This is a genomic window from Paenibacillus sp. M-152, from assembly GCF_003856555.1.
Taxonomy (GTDB): domain Bacteria; phylum Bacillota; class Bacilli; order Paenibacillales; family Paenibacillaceae; genus Paenibacillus; species Paenibacillus polymyxa_C.
The window spans coordinates 2,988,001-3,000,147 of sequence record NZ_CP034141.1 but is presented as its reverse complement, the minus strand read 5'-3'; the positions used below and the strand labels follow the sequence as shown (position 1 = coordinate 3,000,147).

Annotated in this window: 13 protein-coding genes and 1 pseudogene; 4 read left to right on the top strand and 10 right to left on the bottom strand. The window is 39.9% G+C overall.

The features are described 5' to 3' along the window. Nucleotides 1-76 precede the first annotated feature (76 nt). From EGM68_RS12975 to EGM68_RS12965, 3 genes are all read left to right on the top strand, one after another. Nucleotides 77-823, top strand: a complete 747-nt coding sequence (locus EGM68_RS12975; protein ID WP_013371261.1) for an acetoacetate decarboxylase — start codon at nt 77-79, stop codon at nt 821-823. A gap of 13 nt (nt 824-836) precedes the next feature. Then, nucleotides 837-1,868 (top strand): ketopantoate reductase family protein, encoded by a 1,032-nt coding sequence (locus EGM68_RS12970; protein ID WP_129549354.1) that lies wholly within the window; start codon nt 837-839, stop codon nt 1,866-1,868. A 741-nt stretch (nt 1,869-2,609) separates the two neighbouring features. Next, on the top strand, nt 2,610-3,956 hold the full coding sequence (locus tag EGM68_RS12965; protein WP_058830789.1) for a cellulase family glycosylhydrolase: 1,347 nt from the start codon (nt 2,610-2,612) through the stop codon (nt 3,954-3,956). A gap of 221 nt (nt 3,957-4,177) precedes the next feature. On the opposite strand, the gene EGM68_RS12960 is transcribed toward EGM68_RS12965, so the two are convergent. From EGM68_RS12960 to EGM68_RS12930, 9 genes and pseudogenes are all read right to left on the bottom strand, one after another. Beyond that, complete coding sequence (locus EGM68_RS12960) at nt 4,178-4,597, bottom strand: transcriptional regulator (RefSeq protein WP_240664023.1); 420 nt, start codon at nt 4,595-4,597, stop codon at nt 4,178-4,180. Between the two features lie 466 nt (nt 4,598-5,063). Then, a complete protein-coding gene (locus tag EGM68_RS12955; RefSeq protein ID WP_129549353.1) occupies nt 5,064-5,738 on the bottom strand; it encodes a hypothetical protein in 675 nt (224 codons plus the stop codon). 59 nt (nt 5,739-5,797) lie between these two features. Then, entirely contained in the window at nt 5,798-6,364 is a 567-nt protein-coding gene (locus EGM68_RS12950) for a hypothetical protein (protein ID WP_129549352.1), read from the bottom strand. Between the two features lie 247 nt (nt 6,365-6,611). After that, nucleotides 6,612-6,786: pseudogene (locus EGM68_RS12945) on the bottom strand (NucA/NucB deoxyribonuclease domain-containing protein); the annotation flags it as partial. Between the two features lie 171 nt (nt 6,787-6,957). Further along, nucleotides 6,958-7,077, bottom strand: coding sequence for a hypothetical protein (locus tag EGM68_RS26460; protein WP_346427881.1), 120 nt, complete (start codon nt 7,075-7,077; stop codon nt 6,958-6,960). Further along, nucleotides 7,074-7,283 carry a family 1 glycosylhydrolase gene (locus EGM68_RS26455; RefSeq protein WP_330706840.1) on the bottom strand — a complete coding sequence of 70 codons (210 nt, stop codon included), beginning with the start codon at nt 7,281-7,283 and terminating at the stop codon, nt 7,074-7,076. Before EGM68_RS26455 ends, EGM68_RS26460 begins: the two co-directional genes overlap by 4 nt. A 68-nt stretch (nt 7,284-7,351) precedes the next feature. Next, nucleotides 7,352-7,672: a family 1 glycosylhydrolase gene (locus tag EGM68_RS26450; RefSeq protein ID WP_481855669.1), complete on the bottom strand. Its 321-nt coding sequence runs from the start codon at nt 7,670-7,672 to the stop codon at nt 7,352-7,354. 122 nt (nt 7,673-7,794) lie between these two features. Then, nucleotides 7,795-8,910: a glycoside hydrolase family 88 protein gene (locus EGM68_RS12935; RefSeq protein WP_129549351.1), complete on the bottom strand. Its 1,116-nt coding sequence runs from the start codon at nt 8,908-8,910 to the stop codon at nt 7,795-7,797. 38 nt (nt 8,911-8,948) lie between these two features. Next, nucleotides 8,949-10,088: a DUF2264 domain-containing protein gene (locus tag EGM68_RS12930; RefSeq protein ID WP_129549350.1), complete on the bottom strand. Its 1,140-nt coding sequence runs from the start codon at nt 10,086-10,088 to the stop codon at nt 8,949-8,951. A gap of 116 nt (nt 10,089-10,204) precedes the next feature. Here EGM68_RS12930 and EGM68_RS12925 point away from each other — a divergent pair, with 116 nt between their 5' ends. After that, entirely contained in the window at nt 10,205-10,987 is a 783-nt protein-coding gene (locus tag EGM68_RS12925) for a helix-turn-helix transcriptional regulator (RefSeq protein ID WP_129549349.1), read from the top strand. Nucleotides 10,988-11,197: 210 nt separating this feature from the next. Here EGM68_RS12925 and EGM68_RS12920 read toward each other — a convergent pair whose 3' ends face one another. Beyond that, nucleotides 11,198-11,473, bottom strand: coding sequence for an HPr family phosphocarrier protein (locus EGM68_RS12920; RefSeq protein WP_129549348.1), 276 nt, complete (start codon nt 11,471-11,473; stop codon nt 11,198-11,200). Nucleotides 11,474-12,147 lie beyond the last annotated feature (674 nt).

Here is a 12,147-nt window from a genome sequence, read left to right as displayed (position 1 = left end):
TGAAGTGAACAAGATCAAACTCAAGCGACATATAATGAAAAGTGCAAAATTTGAGCAAGAAAGGAAGGTACTTTCTATGAGAATTGATGTAAATAACACATTCAAAAATTTCAATACACCATTAACAGCACCGGCATATTCGGTGCCAACCTATAAATTTGTTAATCGTGAATATCTTAACATTATTTACCGAACGGATGAAAAAGCTTTACGGACAGCAGTGCCGGAACCCCTAGAAATCGGTGATCCCTTGGTTAAATTCGAAGTGATGTGGATGCCCGATGTTTCCGGACTAGGTGCTTATACTGAGGCTGGACAAGTAATTCCTGTCCGATTTAATGGAGAGGACGGAGATTACGTGCATTCGATGTACGTTGACAACTTTCCAGCGATTGCAAGTGGTCGGGAGCTAACTGCATATCCGAAGAAGTTAGGTGCTCCCAAGCTTTATGTAGATTCAGATACTCTTGTTGGCACACTTGATTACGGTACACTTCGCGTAGCCACAGCCACCATGGGGTACAAGCATTTTGAGATGGATAAGGAACTAGCTAAAAATGAAATTTGTCGACCTAACTTTATGGTTAAGATTGCTACTGATTACAATGGAGATTTAAGAATCTGCGACTTAGTACGAACACAAATAACGAATATAGAGGTTAAAGGGGCTTGGACAGGTCCTGCTCGACTTCAATTATTTGAGCATGCACTGGCACCTCTTGCAGATTTGCCTGTATTAGAAGTCGTTTCAGCATCTCATATCCTTACGGATTTAACCTTAAACGCTGCACAACCTGTATACAACTACTTAGAGGAAAAATAAGGAGGACTTTGAGATGAGAATTGCAATTTTAGGAGCAGGGTCTTTAGGAACCATAGTTGGAGCATATCTTGCTGCTGGCGGAATGGATGTTGAGTTGATTGATGCATACAAAGCACATGTAGATACTTTAAATCAAATAGGTGCTAAAGTAGTGGGTACGACGGAATTTCAAGCAAAGGTAAAAGCCATCATCCCTGAAAACAAGTCAGGCAAGTATGATTTAGTTTTACTGCTAACAAAACAATTATATAACGACTCTGTTCTTAAAGAGTTACTTCCTTTTCTAAGGGACGATAGTGTTGTATGTTCTCTACAAAACGGTATACCCGAAAAGAACGTTGCTTCAATTGTTGGTGAAGAACGTGTTATTGCAGGTTCTGTTGAATTTGGTGCTACGTTTATTGAACCAGGCGTATCTAGCCTTACAACCGAGTATACGCAATTTAAAAAGTACGCTTTTCAAATTGGAGAATTAAACGGCGAAGTCACAGAAAGAATACAACGTATTAAATCGGCTTTAGACCTTGTCGGCGGAACAAACATTTCCGATAACCTAGTTGGAACGAAGTGGTCAAAATTACTGATCAATAATGCATTCAGTGGTTTATCTGCAGCATTAAACGGAGAATATGGAGACATTCTTGACAATGAAATTAGCATTATTTGTGCAGTTCATATCGCAGATGAGACGATCAAGATTGGACACGCAAAGGGTGTCAAATTTGCTAAAATGGGTGGATTTGATATAGAATCTTTGGAATTAAGAAGCGAAAATGATATTCCTGAACGTATCCAAACCTTTAGGCTAGTCATGGAACCGTCCAGGCTGCTAAGAGCAAGTATGCTTCAGGATCTTGAGAAGAAACGTAAAACTGAAATTGATTACATTAATGGTGTGGTTCCCAAAATGGCAGAAGGGACTGGTATTTCAACACCATTTAATGATTTAGTTGTAGCCCAAGTCAAATCTGCAGAAGAATCTCAAACTGTGCCTAATTTTGATACAAATCTAAAAGCTTTTAAAGAGTTATTGAATAGCCAATAAGAAACATAGGTTTGGAGCCGGCAGGACATCCCTCTGGGACTTCTTTAACAGAAATGATGCGCTCCATGTTTTTTACGCTGCATATTTTATGATTATTCAACCTGTCGAAATGACAGGTTTTTTTGCATAGAAAAACAAAGAACTTAACAGAGGAAGCACTACATGAGACTGTGAAAATAAAGTTATAGACTAATAGCGGCATTATGCTAAATGGAAGGGTTCAACAAAATTGCTCTCTAGCTGCTTGTGATCCAGCGGTAGATAAACAATGCCAAGATCGATCCGATTGGTGAGCAGCCCCTCCCGACGGTTAAGCCCTCAACAGCGCCTACGTTACTCGGACCGCAGGTTCCTGTTTTTTTACTTTTAAACTATCATGTCCCGTTTGCTTAGAAAACTAACGAACTACGTAATAATTTTTTTGAGATAATAACGATCGTACAAAAGAGGACAGTCTTTAGTTATTACACATTTGGTATCGTTGTCGTGGCTTGTAATCAGGGCGAACACTATTGTAAACCTAATAATTTCAAAAAAAAAAAAAAATTTATCAATTTGTGGTTTGTAAATGTAAGTAATACAATTAGATACAAGAAATGCAAATTAGAATTAAAATATTCTTTAAAGGGGGGAATGATGATTTTGGATTGGGGTAGCTTCAGGAAGCAGGCTACTACATGTTTATACCATTTTATTGTTTTGGCATAATGGACAATTAATTTTTAAAGAGGAGGCCTTTCTTTGAAAAAATTAGGGATGGTATGTAAAATAGTTCTGATACTTGTATTCTTAACGCCTTTAACACCGACCTTTGGTCAACATGTAGATGCATGGTCAGGTATGCCTATGGGAAAGCTTCATGTCAAGGGCAATCAATTGGTGAACAGCAGCGGAAAACCTATTGTTTTGAATGGCTGGCATCAGCCGTCTGGTGCATACTGGACCTATCAAAACAGTAATTATTATCTCAATTTGAATGGTAACAATCGTCATGCAGCAATTTTGGCCTATTTGAAGGATATCACCGACACCTTTACAGACACCAGACCAAAGTATGGAAGCAACCACGGCTGGTATATGAATCAGGTTCGATTGTTTATTGATCGCCAGGATATGGGAGATGTGGCCGCAGGTTCATACAACTTTTCAGGTTTACAAGCAGCTACACAAAATGTGATTATACCATATATCAATTATGCGAAAACAAAGGGTATTTATGTGACTCTTGGTCTCGATTTCACTTTGGCTAACGACCAAGCTACCACACAATCCAATTTAGACAAATTCAATCAAATATGGGGGTATCTTGCCTCGCAGCCAGCTATTAAGAGCGCGGATAACGTCATGTTTGAACTAATCAACGAGCCCATTAAGTCGTATGCGAATGGGCATTGGGGGGGCTATGCCGGCGAAAATGATTTTGTTGACCATTGGAATGATCTCAGAAGATTCCAAAACTCTATCATTTCCACGATTAGAAGTAAAGGAGCGGATAATGTTATATGGGCTGCAGGGCTTGGATACGACCAATTTTACAGTCCGGCAGCAAAACACCCGCTGATGGACCCATTGAACAACTACGGCTATGCTGTCCACTGGTATCCGGGCTACGGAGCACATGATGACAAGGACAAGCTACAATCGCAATGGAATTCCAACATTAAAGCGGCAGCTCAAGCCTATCCAATAAATATTACAGAGTTTACCTGGTTCAAAACTCAGCCCGGCGACTCAGAGTATTGGAACTTGTTTAACGGCTCTAATGATGGATTTGGGAAAAACACGAAGTCGATTTTTACAGCAGCTGGTAATGTCAGCATGACCGCACACATGAATGGATTTCTGCTGGAAGCAGGAGCAAGGAGTTCATTTGCAGACCCAACGGCCGGGTTAAAGTGGGATGGGGATACGCGACGTCAGGCGATGGCCCGTTTCTTGTTTGACTGGTACAATGAACGTGCACGGACCTATCCGAGAGCACTAATCCAGAACAGTGAATCAGCAACGGAGAATGTGCCTGCGGCTGCACCGACTGATGTGCTTACAGATACATACACTACTACACCGACTGACGCACAATCAGAATGATGTTAATAATTTCAACGCTGATACCTACGAATGACCTCGAATTTCTCATCTAAACTGAATTTAGGCAAAAAACTGCACCCATTTGTTAGTCGTTGGAATGTTTATAGAACTTCATTAAGCGAATTGCCACCTAAATGACAACGCATGCAAATAAGCGCCGAACTATGCGGCGCTTATTTGTCGTTTCCGATCTTAAGTGTCATTTCGATTTGATCGTAGGGTCATCCACTTTTTGACGCTTTCAAGCCATCAATGTAAAGTCTGCGAATTCCTTTCAAAATTTGTTTCGTCGAAAGTCCTTCATCTTTTAAATGAAAATCAATGTTGTGGAGAGTTGCAAGTAAAGCTTCTACGGTGTATACAATGTCAACGTCCGAAATATCTCCTTTTGCTGAAGCCTCGTTATATAAATATCTACATGTTGTACGCATCCATTGACATAGCGGCGAATGAAGCGGGCGATGTCCGGTAGATGCGCGGCTGACGGCGCAAAGCCAGGGGACTTTCGACTCCAAAAAGGAAACATAGCTCACGATGACTTGATAAAGTTGCTCCAAAGGAATAACATCCTTGGATTGGCTGAGGTAGGCCTGAACTTCGTCGAATAATGGTTGACACTCTTCGCTGACAATTCCAAACAAATGTCGCCTTTCAAGGGTATACCGGCGGTACCCTTATAAGATGTAATAGCGCAAGTTTCTCTATATCGACCTAGTTCTAGCTAACAACTTGCAATAAAAGAGGATAAACTTTGTGTCATTAATTCAAAAGGAGCAAACTTTGTGTCAAAAAAGAGGTAAGCTTTGTGTCACTGGACAGATGTACAATCGTTGAGAAGAAGTTTTATCTCAGCAGCTCATGTAATACATATGTACAAAATACGGGTTTTGTGAATATGTATAAGGGAAAACTCGTAATTCATTTAAATTATTAAAAAATGCACCCCTTAGATTTCATCGGATAAACCAGGAGTTCATTCCAATGTCTATTCTAAGGGGTGCACTTCACTCATGTTGAGGGCTTTTTATTTTGTTCTTTAAAAAGAGCAATAGAGGTACCCTCCTGCTTCTATAAACATAATTACATACTTTAGAATATTGTTGATTACTATTTCAATTCAATTACTCTAACATGTTTATTGTAAGTATTAACCGTTAGCGTAATTTCCTTTGCATTCTCAACAAAATACCTTAGTGCTGGTGACATTTGAAGTGATTGATTAAACAACCAATTCCTTGGATATATAACCATGTATCCTTCTTCATTTGTTTGAGTTTTCTTTAGAAAATCCCATAAATTGTCATCTTTTTCCACACTATCTAAATTTTTGTTTTTTTCAAGGAATCTATCAATAATTAATTCATAATTTTTTGTCTGGATAGAATTTTGAGAAATTTCATTTTCACAAAAATTAAAATCCTGAATGATCGGATGAAATGATATATCCTCACATTTTATTGGAATCTCCACTTTCAAATCAGATAACCGTATTGTGGTGAGTTTTTCGCCTTCGTATATTCCTTTAACTGTGTCAAAAAAAGGGGCAATGTTACTTAAAATAAATTCCTCTTGTTCTGTATGGGTTGAAAGATCATAAACAACTCCATATTCCCCCAACAAAAAGGGAGCAATAACCCATTGTATAACTATATCTTCATTTAACCGATTAAAATCTGGAGTCGCATTACATTCTATTTCTTTTATATAAAAATCCATATAATCATCATCATTATCCCTTTCAATTTTATCTTCTAATAAGTTCTTTTCTTTATACCAAATCATATAATTCCTCCATAATAAAAAATAGCTGTCCGATTTAATTCCTCCGGACAGCTATTTTTTTAATTAGTAACTTTAACCACACTTCCAGTCACAGCCACAATTGTGTAGACTGCATATCTGCCCTCAACCGCCCCATATTTCTCTACTTTAAAGGATCCAGCACCCGGATTAAAGTCCATTTGATCTCTATACGTTTTATAATTTCCTCCAAGAGGTTTTACATAGAAATCTTTTTTTCCTACAATGTCACCATCTAAATTCTTTACATCAAAGATGGCTGCTATGCTTTGTATTGCCTCACCTTTCTTTGTCAAAGTAATACTCCAATTACAACTCATTTTTCCGGCTTTCAGATTTTTACAATTTATTTTCCCGTATCCACCAACGCTACCTTTGGCCTGTGTTTCAATTCTACTATTATTATTCTCAGTTAAAGACTTCAAATCTTTTGTATCCTTTAACTCATCAGGGTTAATGTTGCTTTCAACTAGAATAAAATCTTGATTAAGTTCTTCAGAAACATTTCCATTTTCTACACTCTCATTACCTTCATTAGATGCGAAGGTCGTAAGAGGTACAGAAAAACATAAAAATATTGCAATCACTAAGCTCAAAATTTTTTTCAAGCGAACCCCTCCAATATATTGTAAATTTAATATCAATATATAATATATCGAAAGTCGAAGTAAGATATATCTTGTCGAATTTAAAATACAGTTATATATAACCATTAAGCAGGTAGTTTGTCCCAAATACAAAAATTTCAGAAAAAATCCTACTCTATGACTTGTAATCCCCTTTACATGTACTCTAAATTCAAACTGATCAACGTAAAAGGCTCTGCCGACCAATTAAAGTTAGCAGACCCTTTTACTATTTCACTATAAACCTCACTTTAGTTCCATGAGTATACTTATCTAACTGATGACTTACCCAAGATCCTGCTCCCCTGTTATCACTAGGGGTTATGTATCTGAATAACAGCACCTGCGCCACCTCCAGCGCACATTGCCATTGGCCACTCATCACGGTCATATCCTTTAGAACTGACCGTCATGCCGGCTTATAATTTTAAGCAGGTTGACGGTCAGTTCTTTTTACTTTAAGTTTTGCAAGATATAAATCAGAAAATTCTAATCTAGATCCCTGCCGTTGCTAGCAATCACCTTTTTATACCATTGATTTTTTCTTCGTTCGCATTAATGTGCATTGGCCATGATCATCTTTGTCGACCGTATCTTTTTCTCATTTCACCTGTGCTGGCGCTTACAATATCTATCGGCCCCCAGGTTGTAAACCCTAAAAAATCGACACCATCATTCTCTACGGCATCCCTCATAGCCCGAATATGCTCTCTAAAATACTCAATGCGATAGTCGTCCTCCACATATCCGTTTTTGTCTGTATGATAACCGCTCCAAATCCATTTTCAACAATGAATAGGGGTTTCTGATAGCGATCATAAATATTATTTAGCGTAATTCGTATTCCGAGAGGATCAATCTGACGCGCCCAGTCACTAGCTTTTAAGTACGGATTTGGCAAGCTTGGGAAAGGGTTGCCCCAATCGTGTCCGTCTGTTCGGGATCAGCGCTGACAACGCTGGATGAGTATTACGAGAAGCCAACAAAATCTACCGTCTGCTGCTTCAATAATTCTCTGTCCCCCTCTTCGAATGGAAGTGTGATGCCTTTACGTTCCAGCTTTTTTAAAATAAATGGGGGGTAATCGCCTCGAACCTGTACATCTATAAAGAAATAGCTCTGGTTTTCCACTTGTCTTGCCTTCCAAATATCTTTAGGCTTGCATGTTCTAGGATATGGAGCGTTAGCCGCGAGCATACAGCCAACTTGATTGTCAGGATCTATCTGATGTGCCAATTTAGTGGCCAAGGCGCTTACCACCAAATTGTGGTGACTGGCTGTATATTTCACAGTCTCCACGTCTTCTTGGTCCTAGATGTACAGTCCCGCTACCAGAAAAGGAGCCTCCAAGACCATATTAATTTCGTTAAATATAATCCAGTATTTCACCAAGCCTTTGTAACGGCTGAAATCTACCAGAAACGTTCTCGGTTACCCATTAATAGGGAAATGCCCTCTGCAAAGTAATAATCCCCGTAAATCAATGAGACATCAACATTTTTTTTCTCAGGGAAATGGCTTGTTCCATGTAAAATAAGTCCTTCCTCTGTTTCCGATTCCCATGCTCCATAATTTGTGTACAAGGAATGTAAGATTCTTTCCCCACTCTTGCGATACATCCCTGCCTCCTGACTGCTCACCTGGTCCGCTATAAGTAGAAGTCCGCAAGCGGCACAGGCTCCGGCCGATGAGTCGCGGATTGAAAGAAATGCTTCTGGCGAACGAAAATCCCAATACGGGACAGAATCTTCCGGTAAATTAGCCATAAAAAAATGAGCTGCTTGTTTGGCTGCATCCAGATATTGCTGGTTGCCCGTATAATGGTAGCTTAGGCTCATCCCATAAATCGCCCACGCCGTTCCACGCGACCACGCAGATTCCGGTGCATGCCCTTGTCCTCCCTTTACTTCAAGTTTCTCTCCGGTTTCAGGATCAAAAACAACGATATGAGCAACGGATCCGTCAGGTCGATAAAAATGCTTTAACACCGTATCCGCGTGCTTGACTGCTATGTGTTTATACCGAGGATCTCCAGTTACGCTGGATGCCCAATAAAGCAGTGGCAAATTCATCAAGCAGTCGATTATGGCCCAACCTGCGATATTTTCCCCATTCCATGCGCGGATGAAGTTTCCTTGGACATTAAAGCGTGCCGCCAGAAGATTGGCGGCAAGCAGAGTTCTCCGTTTGGAGTCCTCTGCTCCTAGAAGCTTGTATCTAGCTCCGCTTGTTAAGGTCCACATGAAACCAAGATCGTGATCAACCATCTGAGAATCAGTCAACAATGAATCCAGCTGACGTTCGCATGATTCCGCTGCTTCCTTTAAATAAGTGTCTTTTGTATCACGGTAAACAAGCCACATCATTCCCGGCCAGAAACCAGCGGTCCACCAAGATGCTCGCTCCAACTGGTATTCTCCATTCACACTTGCATGAGGAAATGCATCCCCGATTCGATGAGAAATTCGCTTAACTTTTGCCTTCGTTTGATCCCAAGCTTCTTGCACCCAATCCGGTTTAATCGTCATTTTTCAATCGCTCCTCCCTTAATATGAACTCCTTATTGTTATCCTAATATGGCTGCATCTAACTTGATGGTTCCTCCAGACCATACCTTCCTTGAAGTCCACTCGGCCTCTCCCTGCCAGAATTCAGCGCTAGATGGCAGTCCTAAAGCAAGAAACACTGTCGTACACAGATACAAGCTACCCGTCGATATATAAGCTTCTCCGATTTCCGGCTGGTTTCCGGCGAAGCCAATTCGCAGCCAACCAGAATCATCAAAAGTACCGGGCATCTGAATCTGCCGTTTGATAACGGCCGTGAGCGCACAGCGAACTTGAGCCGGTTCTAGTTCTTCTGGGAGCTCCTCTCTCAAGGCCATGAGCGATAGATGCTGAAATGCACCGAAACGATAGGCAAGTGATCGTCCAATTGGTGGGAAGGTACCCTCTGGTGAAATCATATGTTCCAAAATGGTTGCATAGCGTGCCGCCCTGTCTAACACTTTGACTCGGATTCCTTTCCAATCTTCAAATTGATCTCCTATCGCATCCAATATATCCACTAGCATGGGTTGAATAACAAAGCTGTTGTAATAGTCCCAATGAAATGCGGGGCCGTCTCCATATACACCGTCGCCCTTATACCATTGCTCGTGTTGCCTTAATGCATAATCCACTCGCATGCGATCCCAAGTTTCTACTCCCAATCGAGACAGAGCGGCTTCGATCATAGCGCTAAATAGCAGCCAATTGTTGAATACAGGGCGTATAATACGTGTTGCCAGTAAGGCTGAAGTCAAATTTTCTTTCACCTTCTCTTCAAGCAGTTCATACAGCTCGTTTGGAGCGCGGAGCACCGCATTCGCGAGAAAGGCTGCGTCGACAAGAGGCTGTCCGCCTTTTGTGAAATTCATAAAGTCGGGTGAATCAGGATCTGTAGCCACTTCGATTGCCCGCCTTGCCAAATCCGCCATCTTAGCTCGAATTTCTCCTTCCTCACCCGAACGTGGTCCGTGTTCAAGCCAAGGTGCAATTCCAGCCAGTGTTCGCCCCAGAGCTTCTAAATAGGTGTAGTCGGATCGATCGCCCACGCTCGCTTCGACAGGCATATTGATAACAAGTCTGCTTTCCGATAAGGAATAGAGTACAGGATGCGCAATTCGAACCAAGGTATCCACCCAATACTTTCTATCGACCATCATTTACCCTTCCTCCTAAACAAGTCAGTATTTTTTAAAAAATTATAAGCGGTTGTTTCCTCCCCTACAATAAACTATAATCATCAAAAACTGACCTATTGTGTCGAGGAGGAAAAGGAATGCTTAAATTGTTTTCTTGCGGCTATCATACTATTCATCATGAAGGAATCGTAAGAAATAGGCCGAATGGGTCGGGAAACTACACCTTTGTATTTTTTAATAGCAGAGCAGAAGTGAAGTTACATGAAAACACAACAATTGTCCAAAAAAATACATTTATTTTCTTTCAACCTCAAACTCCTCATTATTACCGCGAGTTGGAAAGCCCATTTATTAATGATTGGTTTCATTGTAACGGCTACGATTTCCATAAATTTCTTCTGAATATAAATTTCCCTTTGGATACTCTTATTGACGCTTCTGACCCGCTGCTGATTTCTAGATGTATCATGGAACTCCAGAACAGCTATAGACTTGACGGAACACTACGTGAGCATATTATCGATTGTGACCTTCGATCCTTTTTTATGAAATTGAGCGACTTACGGGAAAGAACTGCTCCCCATCAACTCAACCGTTACTACATTCAATTTACTGAGCTACGCAACGATCTTTACCGCTACTCTCATAAGAAGCTTTCTGTGAAGGAACTGGCTTTGCAATTAAACTTGAGCAAATCTTATTTCCAACATATATATAAAGAGCTATTTGGTTGTTCTGTAATGACGGATATCATTAATGCCAGACTTGAACATGCGAGGTATCTTTTAGATCACAGCGCGTTGTCAGTTACTCAAATTGCTAACTCGTGTGGTTATGAGAATGACACCCATTTTATGAGGCAGTTTAAGAAGTTTGTTGGCGTTTCGCCAAGGAAATATAGATTCAGAAGCGAAACCTAGCTTAACGTGGAAAAAATCTGTTTATAAATAAGCCTTTCAAAGGCAACATATATTCTTCTAAAAATAGCTTTCAAGAACATCCCAGCATTAAAAAAAACCGATTCTCGAAAGAATCGGCCAAATTGTTGTTGGAAAAAGATCATTGCAAATTTTCACAGAGTATCACCAAACCCCTACAATCGAATTATTGTAAAGGAAATACCTAAAGTTTTACTCATTAACCTCTCCTAGACCCTCTTTAATCATAACATCCGTAAGTTCGTCCAAAGCTTCCATGCTTTCACTACCTTCGGTGATTAACGTAAGAGTGTCTCCGGCTTCAAGCCCAAGAGAAAGCACACCGAGAATGGATTTTAGAGTTACCTTATTGCCCTTGGATTCTGCAAAAGCGTCAGTACCTTTGAATTTAGTTGCTGTATTGACTAGAGCTGTCGCCGGACGCGCGTGAATTCCATCCTCGTCTATAATTCTAAAGCTTTTTTGCATGATTTTACTCTCCCTTTAGTATGATTTAAAATATCTTCTTAGATACTGAGTTATTAATTTAACTCTCAAATTTATGAAATGGTAAGGGTCAACCAAGCTGGTTATAATTAGTTAATCTGTGCAAGTGCACTGCAAGGTAAGCTAGCTTTTCATTGGAAGCAGATTCCCATAAACCTGCTCAATTATATTCCCTAATTTTTATTGCCACGTACAAAGAAAACTAGTTCTTTGTTAATAAACTCTAACACGCTTGGTACTTTCTTTAGTGCTTGAACATCTGCCTTTTGATCATCATTAACTTGAAACGCAATTGAGTGGCACAATGCCCTAAGTGAGCATCATTTTTTTACCACCTACATAATTCAAAATATCCTCTGCAGTTTTTTTATAGTCCATTTTAGATCCTCCCTGTTGTTTTCTGCGCTTATGTTTTGGCCATAAAATAAGCTGCAAACAAAAAAGACAGAATCCCTAAGAGACGTATAATAATTAAAAGATTATACATTCTTATGGATCCTGCCTGCTTAACCAGTAACATGTCCTGTTTTATTTTTTTGTTGTTGGTTTGTATTATAATCCTGATTAAATCAAATTTCAAGCGGTTACATTTTACATTATTGATTCTTATCTGTATTTAGAATTGTAAATGGAAATTATACCTGTTCTTGATTAGA